The following is a 15866-nucleotide window of genomic DNA, read 5'->3' as shown; positions in this document are numbered from 1 at the left end:
TACTCATTTTAAAACATAAAATTACAATGTCATACAATAGACGCAATTATCAGAAAATGTTAGATTTTATTATGGGTTTATACGATTCATGGAAAGTTAAAAATTACGATAAGCCAGATACATATTTTATCAGGGTGGTGCTAAAAAGTTACGGTCACTTTATGAGTTATTCAAAGTTCATGAGAGACGTAAAGCATCCATACTATAGAAAATTGAAAGTGAAGCCTAATAAAGCTTATTGGGAGAAAAGAGCATTTCAAGAAAAATAAAAGCTGAATTGATAAGTTTATTGCAATCCAGAAAGAAAAAGCCCTACAAGCACCGAAAGAGGTATTTGTAGGGCTTTTTTATGGCTGTTTGGTTTGGCTTTGCTCAAATGTTTCTAAATCCTTTAAAATTAGTTGCCTTACGTAGTTTGAAAAATCGGTAAATAAAAAATCTGTTCTTTTTTCTACACGCTCCATTAGTGGAACTGGTATAATTACGCCTACTCTTTTAGTAGCGGTTTTATTCTTTTTTTCTTCCATTTGTTTATGATTATTAATACAAACGCAAATGTATATACTTTGGGTCACATTGATACTATTTTACACATATAACACATACAATATTTTAATATTACACAAATAATTTACATATTATTTGTGTTTTGTATGTGTTTTGTTTGTATGTTTGTGCGTAGTTAATTTTTAAATTAAAGAATCATGCAAAACAAATTAACACTATGGTAACATTCACAAAAGATTCAATCGTTATTACGGTTAAAAGTGTAGAAAGTCCCTTTCAAGATTGGCAAATGATTAATAGGTCTTTGTCAGGGTTGTTAATGTTGATTATGAGTAATGAGGATTTTCCCGTACATGCTTATGAGACTTTTTGGTTTGTAGAGCTTAAATCTGCATTGAGTGAGCTTAATATTAGTTACGAGCAAGGAAAGCAAATAGAAAAGTTGTTAGCAGTTGCTTAATGTTAAAAGATGTCAATTGTCTAAAGCCGTGCATATTGTACGGCTTTTTTCGTTAGGGGGTGCTTAGTGGAGGAGAATAAGTAAACAGTGTACTTTGTGGTTTAAAACACCTTTAAAATACGTTTTAGGCTTATTTCTGGTTGTGGAGGTGAATAAGCTTGAAATTGTGATACTACCATTTGGTATGTTTTTAATACTTCTTTTATTATAGATTAAGTAGAGTATTTGTTTTTATTCTACGTACTTGGATTCTATTTAGAGTGATTTAGACAAGGTTTTTTAAAATAATTCTTTAAATCGTGTTTAAATGGCGTTTAAGTAGATTTTTATTTTGATTGGGAGGGTCTTAGTGGAGGAGGAGAGCCAATATTGAAAAGATTTGTACCAAAGTGCTTTTTATTAAAAATGGCTCAAATTGTTCTGGTGCGTAACATATTGCGTAACAATTGTAAAGCAAAAAACACGTATAATATTGACAATCAATATTTTACGTGTTTTAGTTGTAGCCTCGGAAGGAATCGAACCTTCATCTTAGGTACCGGAAACCTACATTCTATCCATTGAACTACGAAGCCATTGTGTCTTTGGACTGCAAAATTAAGAAAACTTCTCTAACTGCTTCATCAAAACCTCAAAATCTTTAGGATATGGTGCTTCAATAGTCACTCGCTCGTCGTTCATTAAGCTAAAAGTTAATGAATGTGCGTGTAATGCTACTCTTCTCATCAATGGTAATTCATCGGTATCTTTCTTGAGATTAAAACCTCTTTTTAAATCCGATAAATAGATGGTATCGCCATTATAAGTTGGGTCGCTTACAATTGGGGCTTTCAAACAGGTTAAGTGAATCCTAATTTGGTGCATTCTTCCTGTTATGGGCATACACTCGACCAAAGTATGTTTACGAAACACCTTGATAGTATTAAAAATTGTCTCGGCTTCTTTTCCTTTTTGGCGGTCAATAACAACCTGTGTACCATCACGTTTTTGGGCAATAGGCAAATATACCGATACCATGTCAAAATCATGGATACCATTGGCTACAGCATGATAGCGTTTGGCTACCTGACGGTGTTCAAATTGCATGGAAAGGTGTCTGTAAGCGGCTGGATTTTTGGCAATTGCCAAAATACCCGATGTCTCTTTGTCAAGACGGTGAGCTAGCTGTGCATCAGACGAATATTCTTTGGCCATACGCAAAATACTCAATGAGTTATCGGCCTGACGTTCGTCGAGCGATGCTATATAAGGAGGTTTGTTGATTACAATAAAGTCTTCGTTTTCAAAAAGAATTATGTCTTTAAATTTTATTCGCATATTATTGTTACGGCTGAATTTCAATCTTGAAAGATTGTCTTCAAAACGGGTTGTTGAAAGTGCAAAGTTCCCAATTTTTCGGGAATCTTCCTTATTTCTTTTTGTATTTACCTAAAAAAGCCTTTCAGTGGGGTCAGAAAGGCTCTTTTATTTAATTCTTTTTATCTTGTTCTTCTATTATCGAAACCAATGATTGTAAGAAGGTACGTCTTTCGGGCGTACTTTCGGGATATTCCATTTTCAGCCCTTTAAGTTTTTCAAGAACAATCGATGCCACAATCAGACGCATATTTTTTTTGTCGTCGGCAGGCACAACATACCATGGTGCCGATTTGGTGGCTGTTTTATTGATAAGTTCTTCGTAAGCCTTTTGATAATCTTTCCAAAAAGCTCTTTCTCTCACATCTTGCTCCTCAAATTTCCAATTTTTTTCTGGGTCTTGTATTCGCTCAATAAGTCGTTTACTCTGTTCTTTTTTTGAAACATTCAGGAAAAACTTAACAACTAATATCCCATTTCGATGTAAGTATTCTTCATAATGGCGTATATCATCATAACGATTATCCCACACTTTTGACAAGTCGTTGGTAAATTCAGCGGGGATTTTTTGGGTATCCGTCAGTATTTCGGGGTGTACTTTTACTACCAATACTTCTTCATAATATGAGCGATTATGAACGGCGATTTGTCCACGTGATGCCATTTTCTGCATATTTCGCCACATAAAATCATGGCCTAGCTCTTCGTCGGACGGGCGTTTAAAACTATGTACTACCACACCAGCGGGGTTGATACCCGATAAAACGGCTTTAATAGTGCCATCTTTGCCTGCAGCGTCTAAGGCTTGAAAAATCAAAACCATTCCATATTTGTCATGGGCATACATTTGGCTTTGAAGCTTATCTATTTTGGCTCGAATTTGCCCAAGCATAAGCTGGTATTCTTCCTCGGAAGTGTACCAATCATCTATCTTGGTCGGTGTATTTTTTGTTTCAAATTTTGACTGTCCGTCAAACTCAAGTGCGTCCAATTTATCTTTCATATTGGTACTTTTTATTAAAGAGATATGCTATTTTTCGTAAATGCCTTTGGCTACTTTTTCGGTAATAGCTTTAGGAACGAGCCAAGCCATAAATGCTCCTAATTTATTGACTAAGCCAGTAACCACTTCGGTTGAGCCTGCAAACATTTCTTTGACCGCAATTTTGGCTACCTCCTGTGGAGTCATCATCACTTTTTCAGCAGCTTTTAGTGCTTTCTCTCCAACCTCGGCACGTTCGTTAAAATCTGTAGCTGTTGAGCCAGGGCTAACCACTGTTACAGATACAGAGGTATCGTTAAGCTCGTGTTTGAGGGCTCTGGTAAAGTTCAGCACAAATACTTTTGTAGCGGCATAAATAGCCATGTGAGGCAGTGCCTGATAAGCCGTAGAACTTGCTATATTAAGGATATATGCTTTGGGTTGACGCTTGAGCATAGGCAAAAATATTTGGCACATTTCAGTAAGAGTAAGCATATTGAGCTGCATCATGTCTCTATTTTTTTCGATAGAGTATTCGCCAAGTGGGCCCACCAAGCCATATCCTGCGTTATTGACCAGCACCGATACTTCATATTGCTTTTGCTGAACCCAGTCTAAAACAGCTTGTGCAACACCAATAGTGGCCAAATCAATGGCCAAGAAGTCGACTTTTACCTTGTATTTTGTACTAAGTTCGTTGGCAACTTTTGCCAATTGTTCAGCAGAACGCGCTACCAAGATTAAGTCATATTTGCGACTGGCCAATTCGGCTGCTATTTCTTTTCCAATACCTTTGCTAGCACCTGTAACTAATGCGTACGACATATTTTATAAAATTAAGAATGTTCAGTAGTTGATTAAAATAGTTGTAAGTCTTGGAGTATTGCCTCAAAGACCAATATCAAACACTTATTGGTTATGATAGATCACTGTTGTTCTAGTAATTAAAACGCCCAAAATTAACAAAGCCCCACCAAATGGCAGGGCTTTGAGTTATCTTTTTGCCTAAAATTATTTTTTAGGAGCAGGTTTTGCTGTAGCAGAAGCGCCAGCAGCAGGTGTACCTGTCAACATTGCTTTTAGTCCGTCTGGGTCTTCAGGCTTAATAGCAAGAGCTTTAGTTACATATTCTTCAGCTTTTGTCAAGTCTTTAGAAACTGTAATATGATAGCCTGCCAAATATCTTAGAGCCTCGTAAGTATCCTCTTTTCTTTCTTTGTAAGTAGAAGCGGCATCAGCTTTGGCTGCATCTACAGCGGCCAAGAAGCTTTCGTAATGAGGCACGCCAGCCCACTTAGTTCCAGTATAATCGGCATAGTTATTGATTCTAGCACGATATAAGTGGAATGTTGGCCATTTTGAGTTGATTTGGATAGCATTCGCAAATGCCGAATCACCTTTCATACCCAAGTCATATCTTTTCAACGAATCTTCTTTTGGCGTATAAGCTGTCAAGAAATAATATGCAAGAGCAGCATTGTTCCAGTCGCCACTTGTGATTTGAGCTTTTTTCTTAGTTTTCCATTCAATCGCTTTCAAGGCAACATCAGCTGCAGAGTCATATTTCTTTTGCTTGTAACGGATACCGTAGATAGTTGTATAGTGGTTGTTGTTAGTATCGATAGGAGCTGCTTGTTCATAGTAATAAGCTGCCAACGAATCGTTGTTCAAACACTGATATCCTTTTGCAAAATAAACATTATCAAGGAAGTAAGGTTTTACGCCAGCTTTTACCATTTGCTCAAGGTTGTTCAACCCTTCTTGGCATTTGTTCAATTCAATAAACGAATAACCCTTCATTCTGTAAATATCATTGTCTTTAGCACCACCTGCTTCAGCCTGACTAGTAAATTCCATCGAACCAGTGTAGTCTTTAGCCAAGAACAGAAGCTTAGCTGTACTCAACAGGATAGTTGGGGTTGCTTCAGCCTTGCTTACATACTTTCTAAAGTATTTAGAAGCTTCTTTATAACGGTTAAAGATGTTATAATACTCACCAAAACGTTTGTAAATCGGAGCGTAGTTTGAGTCGGTTTCAACAGCACTTTGGTACGAGTTTACAGCATATTGGTAGTTTTTACCACGAAGATAAACTACACCAATTTTAGTAAAAATCTTGGCACTTTTTGCAATAAAGTTTGCTTGTTCGTAAGCCGATACAGCAGGGCCACCATCGTTTTTAATCAAGAAGGCATCCCCTTTTACTGTATACATTTCAGGAGTTAACTGTTTTACTTTTGTTTTCTCCGGAATCATATCAATCAAACGAATAGCTTCACCTGGGTCGTTATTTCCTTTGTTAGCATCTTCGCCATTGTTCACATCATAGAACATTACATACGCTTCGGCAATACGATATAAGACATCGGCATTTTTAGCTTTAGTATCAGCAATGATTTTATCAAATTCTACTTTGGCTGCACCTACATTTTTCTCTGCAACTTTAATAGAAGCCAATCCCACTGCATTCAAAGGGTTTTTCGCATCGATTGAAAGACCTTTTTCAAACGCTGCTTTAGCAGCATCTAAGTGGCCTGAACGAAGGTTATAATAACCTAAATAATATTGGTTCTCTGCCGTCGGAGCAGCCGCTACCAAGCTCTCAAAAGTCGCCTTCGCTTTACTTGGCTGGTCTCCATCCAACTGCGACAAACCTTGCTGAACAGTTTGGGCGTTTGCAGTGCCTGCAAACAACAAACTAACAGCCACCAACAGAGATTTCATCTTTACTTTCATTTGCGTAATTAGTTAGTTGGGATTTAAGATTAATAAAATAATTTTATTTGATTTAGTATTTATGTTTCTTATTCCAAAATAAAGCAAAACTATAACTGAATAAATCTTTTAATTTATAGTTTCAACACAAAATTAATTTAAAAATTGTAATAAAAAGACAAAATTATATTCTTTATAATGACAATTTAACATTTATTAAAAGCACCTTAAATTATTTTGTTGAAATAAAATGCTATCTGAAGCTATAGCCAGTTATGTGGCTCATTACTAAGGATTTTATCCTCCTATTTTTACGGTACGAATCTGAATAGGGCGTGTCAATGGAAGTAAGCCTCCTTTTAGTACAATAAGCTGCCCTTGATCCATACACATATAGTTGATAAACCCTGTACCCAATCCCATGTGCGATTCTTTCAAAATACACTTGATAATACGTGTTAATGGGTATTTTTTCAGTGCTAAATTATAGCCAAATGGCTGAATGTAATCATCGACTGTTGGGTTAGGTTTTTCAGTCACAGACATAACGTTGATTCCTCGAATAAAACCTAAAGAAGCTGGGTCGTCGCCATCGCTAATCCAGTTTGTACCAATAATTCCTAAAGCATTTTTATGTGTTTTTACATACTCTAGTACTTCTTTGTTAGACTTCATAGCAAAGAAAGGCACTTTATCTTTGGTACTAATACCAAACTTTTGCATCAAAAAGGTCAGGTTACTCGAATTGGCATTATCAAAAACCAACACGACTTCGTCGTTGCTTCCATTTTTACCAATTTCAGCCCATTTTTTCTTTTTACCTTTCATCAAAGCTTCTAATTCGTTTACACTAATCAAGGTATCTTTATTAGCCTTGTTAGTAATCAATGCTAGGGCATCACCCGCAAACTTATAACTACGATAGGTAATTCGAGCATCTTCAAACACCTTCATTTCCTCTTTGGTAAGGTCACGAGCTACAACAGCAAGCCGTGCTTTATCATTGAGCATCATATTGATAGCCTGTGTTTCGGGCTTATATACCAGATTAATTTTAGTATATTTATAGCTTTGTTCAAAAGCCGACTTTTCGGCATCTAAAATAGGCTGAAAAGACTCGTCTACCGCAACCGTTATTTCACCTTTAGCAGGAGTATCATCTTGAACACTTTCATTTCGAGGGTTTCCAATACCACCACACGACGATACGATTGTGCTTACTACTCCCAAAATCGATAATAGCTTAGCATACTTTTTCATGGCTTTAATTTTTTGAGATTTATATCATTAACGAAGCGGTAAAATGCTTCGATATACTTTCAGCGTAATAATGTTTTTACCAATACTTATCTGCCTAAGCAATAAGCCCTAGCCTTTTTTCCCATCATAATAACGATACTGTGTGGTGTCGTCCTCATCGTCGGACGAATCCTCTTTATACTTTTCATACGCTCTCCACCCTCTATAAATACCATAAATAATTAAAACCGCTCCCCAAGCATAAGACCACCAATCGGAAGGGAAAAATACCTGAGCAAAAGCTGATTTCGGAAAAATAACTAAGAATATTCCAATGCCAACATAGGCCAAAGACATCAATGCACTAATAATAATGACCGATTGTTGGAATAATTTCTGAGATTCTCTTCTGGGCATAAGAATTTTTGTTTGACTCCCTCTGAAAAATGAAACCTGCCAGTTTCCTGACAGGTTTCAAAATTGTAAGATATGATTACATACCAAACTACTCCGACAATACGAAGTTGATAGGTACTGTAAATCTAGAACGAACAGCACGTCCTGACTGCTTACCAGGATTCCATTTCGGAACCATTTTGATTACACGAACAGCTTCTTCGTCGCAACCAAAACCTACAGACTTCAATACATCAACGTTCTGGATAGAACCATCTGTATTTACAACGAACTGAACGTAAACTTTACCTTGTACGTTGGCACGTTGAGCAGCCGCAGGGTATTTAAGGTTTTTCTGCAAGAATTTTGCAAAGGCACCGATACCACCTGGGAATTCAGCATTTTGTTCAACCGCTGTAAAGATTTCCTCTTCAACAGGCTTTGGTGGTTCAACAGGAGCTTCTTCTTTTGCAGGTCTTGCATCAGGGTCAACAGGAGGAGCGATGTCGTCTGTTGTACCTTTTACAGTTTCACTAGCAGTGTTACCTCTTACCTCTTCTGGTGGAGGTTCAGGTTTTTGCACTTCCTCATCACGTTTGATTTCTGGTGGTAAGAACTTAGTAGTTGTTACCTTAGGAATATCTTGTGGTGGTGGTGGCGGCGGTGGTGGTGGTGGTGGTGGTTTCACCTCATTTTTAGGTGGAGTATCCACCTTCATCACCTCAGCAAGCACCTCTCGCTTCTCATCTTGTTTTGGCGTCAAACTGCTCACGATAAAAGGGAGAGCAAGCGCACTAGCGAAGAGAGCTGAGCCTATCATTACTGACCTCTTGACGACAGTTTGATAATTTTTTCTCAAAAAATAAGCACCGTATTCTTTGTTCTTATCCTTGAAAATTATGTCATCAAGCGTTGCATTTGGGCTAATTACGTTTGACATATTTCTCGTTAAGTTAACTCTGTTGAAATTCCTTGTTTTCAGAATTACAGAACTAAGATAAAACTATTTTTTTAGTTATACAACTAATCTGTTAGTTTTATTTTAATTTCTTTACTTCTACTTACCAGACTTTTTAATCATCTCTTCAGTAGCAGGGTCGATTTCAAGAAGGGCATAACGCTTGTTGTCTGTAATAGCACATTCATCTAGCATATCCACCATATTTTTGTATTTAGCACCTTTGGTTGCTTTAATAACGATAGTGAAGTTATTACCAATTCTTTTCTTAAAATCAAATAATATTTGTCTGATGCCTTTATCTGAGTAATCAGTAACTTGTAAAACTGCGTCAGACGCACCTGGAATACCTTGGTAGTAATACACCTTATTTTCGTCAGGGCATACTGTTAAGGTTTCAGACAATTTTACAGGAGACGTATCTTTTGTCTCAGTTTTATCAGGCATGCTTAGCTGCATTGTCACGGGCTTTGCCAACGTAGTTGTTAGCATAAAGAAGGTGATTAGTAAGAAGCCTAAGTCCACCATTGGTGTCATGTCAATTTTGGTTGACGCTTTCTTACTACGCTTTTTACCACCTTTACCCCCACCGGACTGGTCTATTTCTGCCATAGTCTTTTGAGTAGTTTAATAGTTGTTAAAGCTGATATCAATTTAATTGCCTTGCGAAGTTTATGAGTACCCTACCCCACAATGCAGGGCAGGGTTAATAAACTACTGAGTACAACTTAATTAATTTCTGGGTTTGTTTTCAGGACCAGTTACCAACTGGAAAACGTTGATGTTTTGTTGCTGTAAAGTACCCACGACTTGGTTGAACACTTTGTAGTTCGAATTGCCATCACCTTTAATCGCTACTGTCAAACCTGGGTTAGCCAATTTAGCATAAGTTACCCACAGAAATAGCTCGTTGTTCACTGAGTCGCATGGAATACCTGTGTAGTATCCTTTTGCTTTCCAGTTAGATGGTTTTTCTTCCAACACTTGTTTCATTGCACCAGCCGGATAGCCTACAATTTCAGAAGCCATAAAGTTTTTCTGCATTGTAGCCGAAACTGGAATACCAAGACGATTTGCCATTCTTTCCAACATCAACTGTTGTGCTTCCTTGTCGTCAGTTCCCATGAAAATTTTACCATCAGTAGCTACTGAAATGGTGATTACTCCTTTTTCAGTGCTTAGGGCTTTTTCAGAGATCGACGTAGGAGGTGTAATGGTAACAGCCTCTTCTGGACGGAATTTTGCCGTCAACATGAAGAAGGTGAGTAACAAGAATGCCACATCACACATCGCTGTCATATCCAAAGACACACTCTGTCTTTTTGCTTTTACCTTTGGCATAATGATTAAAATTTGAAAATTTGAGAAAACTAAAATTTGAAAATAATAATTAGGGTAACACGAAGATTAACTCTTCAGATTTTCAAATTGCCCAATTTTCAAACTATTAATTATGGTGAGCAGCATAATTTTGGTTAACGCTCAAGCCAATTTCATCGATGCTATATGTCAATTCGTCAATTTTCGAAGTGAAGAAGTTATAAGCAATGATACAAATAGCCGAAGAACCGATACCCAATGCAGTGTTTACAAGGGCTTCAGAGATACCGTTTGCAAGAGCTGTTGAATCTGTTGAACCTCCTGAGTTACCAAGAGCCGAGAACGCTTTAATCATACCGATTACCGTTCCTAATAGACCGATAAGGGTTGATACTGACGCTAATGTTGCAATGATTGTAAGGTTTTTCTCCAACATTGGCAATTCCAATGAAGTAGCTTCTTCAACCTCTTTGCTAAGAGCAGCTAATTTTTGTTCTTTGTCTAAAGAAGCATCTGTAGACAATTGCTTGTACTTTTTAACAGCAGCTAATGTAACATTACCTACTGAACCTTTTTGTTTGTCACACTCTTTCAATGCAGCCTCAACATCATCTTTGTCAAGAAGAGCTTGGATTTTACGAACGAATGCGTTGATGTCACCTGTTCCTTTTGCCTTGCTGATTGTAAGAATACGCTCAATTGAGAATGTTAATGCAGTAAGGAAACATGTCATCAATACTGGTACGATAACGCCTCCTTTGTAAACGATACCGAAGTAATCGCCTGGGATTGGGTGCCCTTCTGGGTTGTTGTTTTCAAAGTGTGATGGATCTCCCATTACAAATTTGTAAAGACATAATGCAACGCCAAAAAGGATTAGGAGAATAACTCCTGCTGGAATACCGCCTGACTTTTTGTTTGCTGGTGCTGCTGGCTTTGGAGCAGCTGGTTTTGCTTGTTGTGTACTCATTAGTTTGGTAATTTGGGTTTAAGTTAAAAAACAATTTTTAGGTGATTTTTTAAAATAAATCTATAGAAAACTCTTTAGATACAAAAGATTATTTCGATTGTTGTATGTTTTCTAGTAATGACAAAACTAACATAAAATTCTCTCAATTTTTACAACTTGTACATCAAGTTTTTTTTAACAAATTATTCATTAATCATACAACATTGTATTATGTTAATATTTTATACCTTAATAGGTCTTTTTCAATGTACTTTTCAAAGAATTTGATTTTTACAAGAAAATGTATAATTTTTTAAGCAATATCTTATTTCGGGTAAATCTTATCAAGGATTCTTGCTATTTCGTCTAAATCGTAAGTATTTCCAATATTGTATATATGAGTAAAAATACTTATCATTTTTTTCAAACCCTCATGCTCTCCTTGGTATACAACACTCGTATTTTCTGATTTATCAGCTAATTGTGTCAGTAAATTAGTAACTCCTTTGAGCTGTCCACTGGCTTGGGCATCTAGTAAAACAATGATATTTTCGGCTTCTCGGATTAAGCGTTTGGCGTATTCTATGACCAATCCTTCTGAATGATTATCGACATCGTATACCGTAAAATCTGTAATATTATTGGATAAATAACCCAATAGTGGATTCTGAAAACGGACTGTTTCGAGGCTTGGTGTTATCTGAATGTAAAGCATTAATAATTTCATGATGGGTATTTTTTTATTATATCTTGCCATTATATCACCAAAATTATGTGCTTATAATGTACCTTTGGTTTTTAAACAATCAACGAAAATGGCACAATATTATCAATATAGTCGTGAAAATGCGAAAAGAAAAACAACGTCTTCTTCTTTGAAAGAGGCTATTGATGAGATGTTGGAATTTTATAGGCTTCGTACTAAGTTTGATGAGACTTATATTGCGGCTCATTGGGAGAAAATCATGGGTTCGCCTATTGCGGTGCGTACAACCCAAATCTATGTAAAGGAGGGAAAATTGTTTATTGCCTTAGATTCGGCTCCTCTTAGAAATGAATTACTTATGGCCAAACATAAAATTATCACCCTTATTAATCAGGAAATCGGTGCTGAGCTTATTAGTGAGGTGGTATTTTTATAACAATAGGTGATTATACCAATGGATAATCACCTACTGTTCTATACTAAACTTGTGCTGTCGCTTTTTTCAATAATGCAATGGTTTTCTTGATACCCTCTATTTCTCCTATTTTGTCACCTTCATACTCAATACCAATAATACCTTTGAAACCTGATGTTTTGATTATTTTCATCATTTTTACATAATCAATATCTATTTCGTTTCCCTTTGCATCAAAATTGAACGTTTTGGCACTTACGCCTTTGGCATAAGGCATCATTTCGGCTGTTCCTTTGTAGGGGTCGTATTGTTCTTTACATTGGCTATGCCACTCTTCGCCACTCCATTTCAAACAAAAATTACCAAAGTCAGGTAATGTACCGCAATTTTTGAGTCCAACATTTTTCATGATACTAGATAACCATGCTCCATTAGCTGAATATCCTCCATGATTTTCGACAATAATATTGATATTGTGTTGCTGACCAAACTCGCTCAATTTTCTTAAACTTTCTACACAACGCTTGGCCACTTCTTCGGGCGAGCCTTCGCCCCTTGAATTTACCCGAATGGTTTTACATCCTAATAGCTGAGCAGCTTCAACCCATTTATAATGATTTTCTACATTTTTCAATCGTTTTTTGGCATCGACCTCTCCTAGCTCGCCTTCGTTGTCGATCATAATCAAGTGATTTCGCACACCTGCATCTTGCGACCTTGTCAGTAGTTCTTTCAGATACTTTTTATCTTTGGCTTTATCTGGAAAAAACTGATTGACATATTCCACTATCTCTAAACCAAATTCTGTTTTTGCATATTTTGGAAAATCAAGATTACTTAGTTTTCCTCCAAAAATAGCTTTGTGCAACGACCACTCGGCAAGTGATATTTCAAAAAACAGTTTTGAAGAATGTTCAACTTCGTTTATTGCCAATAAATCACCCGAACCAATACCCATAGCCAATGCACTGAGGGATATATTTTTCAAAAAGTCTCTTCTTGAATTTTGCATGTTTTTTCTGTAGTTAAATAGTTTTGAATCAACCAATATGGCTTTTATTGAGTAAATGATTGATATTTTATTTTGCCAAGATATTGACATTGGCTTTTTAAGCTATCGGTATTTGTAGGGAGTTTTTAGTAATTGTGCAACGGTATTTGTTTATTGGAGTTGTTCTATTACACAGTTTTTTCCTCGAAACTCAAACGTATCTCCAACCTTCTTTCCCATAAGAATACTACCAATAGGCGACTGTGGCGATACCACCATCACTATTTGATTCTCAATCTTGATTTGCCCTACGCTAACAGCCAAGAAAAAAATACCCATCGAGGTAGTTATCAATGCTCCCAACGAGCCTTGTTTGAGTATCAAATTGGCATCTATGCGTTCAATAATCACACGTTCTTGTCGGGCTTGTTCGTATTGTCGAGCGTGCATATCGCGGTCGAGCTGCCCCATAGCACGGGCAGTTTCATATTTGTCACCAGCCGAGCTTTTGCTTTCTTCATTGGCCGAAGCCTGTGCTGCCTGCATAGCTTCCCAAGAAGTATTCATTCGCTCCTCTATTTGGGCCTTTATTTTTTCTAATACTTGTTCTTTCACTATTTCTTGAGCTATTGGTATATTATTGGTATTTTATCGACAAGGCTATTCTTATTTTGTAATAATCGTATTTTCCATTCATTGCCTCAAAAATAGGTTTTACAGCTTCCCCTTTTTTTATACCCAAGCTATTGGCTACGGCCACAATATCGGAGTACTCTTTTTTACTAATAAATTTCCACCAGTCGATAGCGACGCCTTCTTCCTCAAGTTTTATCAGATGCGATATGATAGTAACAGGATTGAGTTCTCGCTGTTGAGCAATTTGTTCTAATGATTTTCCTTCTTGGTAAAGCTGATACGAATATTGTGCGGTGTTAATTCCTGCGGCTACCGAACTTTTGGGAATTGTTTTGATAAAAGCCCGAATTTCGGTCAAGAAAGTTTCTCCATATTGGGTGTATTTTTGTTCTCCGACCCCCGAAACATTGAGCATTTCAGTTTGATTTAGTGGTTTTTTCTGAGCCATATCCGAAAGGGTTGCATCTGAAAATACCACAAAAGGAGGAATATCTCTTTCATCGGCAATACGTTTTCGTAAAGCTCGAAGACGTTCAAATAGTTCGTCCCGAATAATTTCTTTTTTGGTTTTATCTTTCGTAATACTCGCTTCTCGTTCGGCCTGTTTTTCTTCAAAGGGTCTAAACCTAACTAACTGTACTTGTCGGCCTTCTTTCAGAACAGCCCAAGAAGCATTATTTAGTTTGAAAACGTGTTGCTCGTCATAAGCAATATCCATAATACCCGAGTTGAGCATTTGTTGAAGATAATCGGCCCATTCCTCAAATTTCAGGTCTTTTCCTGCTCCAAAGGTTTTGATTTCGTGGTATTTGTGTTCGATAATTCTGCGGTTATTTGAGCCTCTCAAAATATCAATTAGCATACCCATAGCTACATTCTCGTTGGTTCGGGCTATTGCAGAAAGGGCTTTTTGTGCCAAAACGGTAGCATCAAAACGAATAGGAGGGTTTTTACAAACGTCACAATTTCCACAATCGTGGGTTACTTCTTCATTAAAATAACTCAGAAGAATACGACGACGGCATATTTCTGCTTCGGCGTATTGCTTGAGTCTTTCTAATTTTGCCCCTTGCACCTCTTTCATTTCTAAGGGTAATTCAGACTGGGCAATCATGTCTTTTCTTACCAAAAGGTCATTATAAGAATAAAAAAGCAACGTATCTGAACGAACGCCATCACGACCAGCCCTACCAATTTCTTGATAGAAGCTTTCGATATTGGATGGCAACGAATAATGGATTACCCACCTCACATTGGATTTGTCGATACCCATACCGAAGGCTATTGTAGCACATATCACCTGAATATTGTCTCGTAAAAACTGGTCTTGTACTTGAGCTCTTTCGTCGGTACTCATACCTGCATGATAATGCCTTGACGATATACCTACTTTCAATAAGGCATCAGAGACTTGTTCGGTATTTTTTCGGCTTAGGCAATAGATTATACCAGCTTTTCGAGGACGTTCAGCAATGAATTTCTGTATAGTTTTCAGCCTATTTCTGCCTGGCTGAACAGCCAAAGAGAGGTTGGGCCTATCGAAAGAACTTATAAAAATACGGGCATCAGGAATACCCAACTGCATCAGAATGTCTTTTCTAGTAACACGGTCGGCGGTAGCTGTTAGTGCTATAACAGGTACTCTTGGAAAAGCAGTTTTCAAGACATGAAGTTGTGTGTACTCAGGCCGAAAGTCATGCCCCCACACCGATACACAGTGCGACTCATCTACGGCTATCATACTAATATTGAGCGACTTAATCCATTCTAAATAGCCATTAGCAAATAATTTTTCGGGCGAAATATACAGGAGCTTCAGCTCGCCCGAACGGCATTGTCGTTCGATAGCCGATTTTTCAGAACTACCAAGTGACGAGTTGATATATGCGGCAGGTACACCATTGGCTTGTAAAGCCTGTACTTGGTCGTGCATGAGGGCAATTAAAGGCGAAATCACAATGGTGAGTCCCTGCATCATCAATGCCGGAATCTGGAAACATAGCGATTTGCCCCCACCTGTGGGCATTAGCACCATGCAATCTTGCCCATACAGCACCCAATCTATAATATCGGCCTGTAAAGGTCTAAATTTATCATATCCAAAATACTGTTTAAGTACCTGTTCTTTTGTTAGTGGCATTGTTTGCAGCAAACGTTAGAAGGTGAATGATTACCAAAAAGTAGCTCCGAAAGTGCAGAATAGCGTCTTTTCTTTGGTAAAATTACAGATTTTTCA

The 15866-nt window shown here is 37.3% G+C and carries 18 protein-coding genes, 1 tRNA gene and 1 pseudogene; 3 read left to right on the top strand and 17 right to left on the bottom strand.

Annotated features, from left to right (window positions below; all coding sequences use genetic code 11):
- Positions 1 to 26 precede the first annotated feature (26 nt).
- Entirely contained in the window at positions 27 to 269 is a 243-nt protein-coding gene (locus tag FLEMA_RS0145665; RefSeq protein WP_026996933.1) for a hypothetical protein, read from the top strand.
- A 78-nt stretch (positions 270 to 347) separates the two neighbouring features.
- Here FLEMA_RS0145665 and FLEMA_RS72770 read toward each other — a convergent pair whose 3' ends face one another.
- Positions 348 to 527, bottom strand: coding sequence for a hypothetical protein (locus FLEMA_RS72770; RefSeq protein ID WP_044173091.1), 180 nt, complete (start codon positions 525 to 527; stop codon positions 348 to 350).
- A 197-nt stretch (positions 528 to 724) separates the two neighbouring features.
- On the opposite strand from FLEMA_RS72770, the gene FLEMA_RS0145655 reads away from it, so the two are divergent.
- A complete protein-coding gene (locus tag FLEMA_RS0145655; protein WP_026996932.1) occupies positions 725 to 967 on the top strand; it encodes a hypothetical protein in 243 nt (80 codons plus the stop codon).
- A 503-nt stretch (positions 968 to 1470) separates the two neighbouring features.
- Here the strand turns inward: FLEMA_RS0145655 and FLEMA_RS0145640 are convergent.
- The 13 genes and pseudogenes from FLEMA_RS0145640 to FLEMA_RS72715 all read right to left on the bottom strand — a co-directional run bounded on the left by FLEMA_RS0145640 (position 1471) and on the right by FLEMA_RS72715 (position 11609).
- Positions 1471 to 1542 (bottom strand) — tRNA-Arg (locus FLEMA_RS0145640).
- Between the two features lie 22 nt (positions 1543 to 1564).
- Positions 1565 to 2284 (bottom strand): RluA family pseudouridine synthase, encoded by a 720-nt coding sequence (locus tag FLEMA_RS72765; RefSeq protein WP_044173089.1) that lies wholly within the window; start codon positions 2282 to 2284, stop codon positions 1565 to 1567.
- A gap of 151 nt (positions 2285 to 2435) precedes the next feature.
- Positions 2436 to 3326, bottom strand: a complete 891-nt coding sequence (locus FLEMA_RS72760) for a PPK2 family polyphosphate kinase (RefSeq protein WP_044173087.1) — start codon at positions 3324 to 3326, stop codon at positions 2436 to 2438.
- Between the two features lie 27 nt (positions 3327 to 3353).
- Complete coding sequence (locus FLEMA_RS72755) at positions 3354 to 4130, bottom strand: SDR family NAD(P)-dependent oxidoreductase (protein ID WP_044173085.1); 777 nt, start codon at positions 4128 to 4130, stop codon at positions 3354 to 3356.
- Positions 4131 to 4316: 186 nt separating this feature from the next.
- The gene (locus FLEMA_RS72750) at positions 4317 to 6041 is read right to left on the bottom strand and encodes a tetratricopeptide repeat protein (protein ID WP_044173084.1); all 1725 of its coding nucleotides are present in this window, start codon (positions 6039 to 6041) and stop codon (positions 4317 to 4319) included.
- A gap of 276 nt (positions 6042 to 6317) precedes the next feature.
- Entirely contained in the window at positions 6318 to 7280 is a 963-nt protein-coding gene (locus tag FLEMA_RS72745; protein ID WP_052354211.1) for a PstS family phosphate ABC transporter substrate-binding protein, read from the bottom strand.
- 108 nt (positions 7281 to 7388) lie between these two features.
- On the bottom strand, positions 7389 to 7676 hold the full coding sequence (locus tag FLEMA_RS72740; RefSeq protein ID WP_044173082.1) for a hypothetical protein: 288 nt from the start codon (positions 7674 to 7676) through the stop codon (positions 7389 to 7391).
- An 88-nt stretch (positions 7677 to 7764) separates the two neighbouring features.
- Positions 7765 to 8427, bottom strand: coding sequence for an energy transducer TonB (locus tag FLEMA_RS72735; RefSeq protein WP_510186135.1), 663 nt, complete (start codon positions 8425 to 8427; stop codon positions 7765 to 7767).
- Between the two features lie 9 nt (positions 8428 to 8436).
- Positions 8437 to 8595, bottom strand: a pseudogene (locus FLEMA_RS77425) (energy transducer TonB); the annotation flags it as partial.
- A 117-nt stretch (positions 8596 to 8712) separates the two neighbouring features.
- Entirely contained in the window at positions 8713 to 9225 is a 513-nt protein-coding gene (locus tag FLEMA_RS72730) for an ExbD/TolR family protein (RefSeq protein WP_044173078.1), read from the bottom strand.
- A 120-nt stretch (positions 9226 to 9345) separates the two neighbouring features.
- On the bottom strand, positions 9346 to 9954 hold the full coding sequence (locus tag FLEMA_RS72725) for an ExbD/TolR family protein (protein ID WP_044173076.1): 609 nt from the start codon (positions 9952 to 9954) through the stop codon (positions 9346 to 9348).
- 106 nt (positions 9955 to 10060) lie between these two features.
- Positions 10061 to 10903, bottom strand: a complete 843-nt coding sequence (locus FLEMA_RS72720) for a MotA/TolQ/ExbB proton channel family protein (protein WP_044173074.1) — start codon at positions 10901 to 10903, stop codon at positions 10061 to 10063.
- A gap of 304 nt (positions 10904 to 11207) precedes the next feature.
- Positions 11208 to 11609 carry a hypothetical protein gene (locus tag FLEMA_RS72715; RefSeq protein WP_044173072.1) on the bottom strand — a complete coding sequence of 134 codons (402 nt, stop codon included), beginning with the start codon at positions 11607 to 11609 and terminating at the stop codon, positions 11208 to 11210.
- 88 nt (positions 11610 to 11697) lie between these two features.
- Between FLEMA_RS72715 and FLEMA_RS0145410 the strand changes: the two genes are divergently transcribed.
- Positions 11698 to 12024 carry a DciA family protein gene (locus FLEMA_RS0145410; RefSeq protein ID WP_026996921.1) on the top strand — a complete coding sequence of 109 codons (327 nt, stop codon included), beginning with the start codon at positions 11698 to 11700 and terminating at the stop codon, positions 12022 to 12024.
- Positions 12025 to 12067: 43 nt separating this feature from the next.
- Here FLEMA_RS0145410 and FLEMA_RS72710 read toward each other — a convergent pair whose 3' ends face one another.
- The 3 genes from FLEMA_RS72710 to recQ form a co-directional block, all read right to left on the bottom strand.
- The gene (locus FLEMA_RS72710) at positions 12068 to 13015 is read right to left on the bottom strand and encodes a sugar phosphate isomerase/epimerase family protein (protein WP_044173070.1); all 948 of its coding nucleotides are present in this window, start codon (positions 13013 to 13015) and stop codon (positions 12068 to 12070) included.
- Positions 13016 to 13165: 150 nt separating this feature from the next.
- On the bottom strand, positions 13166 to 13609 hold the full coding sequence (locus FLEMA_RS72705; RefSeq protein ID WP_229359503.1) for a GreA/GreB family elongation factor: 444 nt from the start codon (positions 13607 to 13609) through the stop codon (positions 13166 to 13168).
- A gap of 22 nt (positions 13610 to 13631) precedes the next feature.
- Positions 13632 to 15770 (bottom strand): DNA helicase RecQ, encoded by a 2139-nt coding sequence (gene recQ, locus FLEMA_RS72700; RefSeq protein WP_044173066.1) that lies wholly within the window; start codon positions 15768 to 15770, stop codon positions 13632 to 13634.
- Between the last annotated feature and the right edge of the window lie 96 nt (positions 15771 to 15866).

Origin of the sequence: Flectobacillus major DSM 103, from assembly GCF_000427405.1 — a bacterium.
Classification (GTDB): Bacteria; Bacteroidota; Bacteroidia; order Cytophagales; family Spirosomataceae; genus Flectobacillus; species Flectobacillus major.
The sequence above is the reverse complement of the archived record's forward strand: the minus strand, read 5'-3'. Positions and strand labels throughout refer to the sequence as shown.

Excerpts from the sequence above, each read along its gene's own strand:
- FLEMA_RS72755 (WP_044173085.1), bottom strand. The coding sequence starts at position 4,130 with ATGTCGTACGCATTAGTTACAGGTGCTAGCAAAGGTATTGGAAAAGAA.
- FLEMA_RS72770 (WP_044173091.1), bottom strand. The coding sequence starts at position 527 with ATGGAAGAAAAAAAGAATAAAACCGCTACTAAAAGAGTAGGCGTAATT.
- FLEMA_RS0145655 (WP_026996932.1), top strand. The coding sequence starts at position 725 with ATGGTAACATTCACAAAAGATTCAATCGTTATTACGGTTAAAAGTGTA.
- FLEMA_RS72720 (WP_044173074.1), bottom strand. The coding sequence starts at position 10,903 with ATGAGTACACAACAAGCAAAACCAGCTGCTCCAAAGCCAGCAGCACCA.
- FLEMA_RS72715 (WP_044173072.1), bottom strand. The coding sequence starts at position 11,609 with ATGAAATTATTAATGCTTTACATTCAGATAACACCAAGCCTCGAAACA.
- FLEMA_RS72725 (WP_044173076.1), bottom strand. The coding sequence starts at position 9,954 with ATGCCAAAGGTAAAAGCAAAAAGACAGAGTGTGTCTTTGGATATGACA.
- FLEMA_RS0145410 (WP_026996921.1), top strand. The coding sequence starts at position 11,698 with ATGGCACAATATTATCAATATAGTCGTGAAAATGCGAAAAGAAAAACA.
- FLEMA_RS72760 (WP_044173087.1), bottom strand. The coding sequence starts at position 3,326 with ATGAAAGATAAATTGGACGCACTTGAGTTTGACGGACAGTCAAAATTT.
- FLEMA_RS72740 (WP_044173082.1), bottom strand. The coding sequence starts at position 7,676 with ATGCCCAGAAGAGAATCTCAGAAATTATTCCAACAATCGGTCATTATT.
- FLEMA_RS72745 (WP_052354211.1), bottom strand. The coding sequence starts at position 7,280 with ATGAAAAAGTATGCTAAGCTATTATCGATTTTGGGAGTAGTAAGCACA.
- FLEMA_RS72750 (WP_044173084.1), bottom strand. The coding sequence starts at position 6,041 with ATGAAAGTAAAGATGAAATCTCTGTTGGTGGCTGTTAGTTTGTTGTTT.
- FLEMA_RS72730 (WP_044173078.1), bottom strand. The coding sequence starts at position 9,225 with ATGGCAGAAATAGACCAGTCCGGTGGGGGTAAAGGTGGTAAAAAGCGT.
- FLEMA_RS72765 (WP_044173089.1), bottom strand. The coding sequence starts at position 2,284 with ATGCGAATAAAATTTAAAGACATAATTCTTTTTGAAAACGAAGACTTT.
- FLEMA_RS0145665 (WP_026996933.1), top strand. The coding sequence starts at position 27 with ATGTCATACAATAGACGCAATTATCAGAAAATGTTAGATTTTATTATG.
- FLEMA_RS72710 (WP_044173070.1), bottom strand. The coding sequence starts at position 13,015 with ATGCAAAATTCAAGAAGAGACTTTTTGAAAAATATATCCCTCAGTGCA.
- recQ (WP_044173066.1), bottom strand. The coding sequence starts at position 15,770 with ATGCCACTAACAAAAGAACAGGTACTTAAACAGTATTTTGGATATGAT.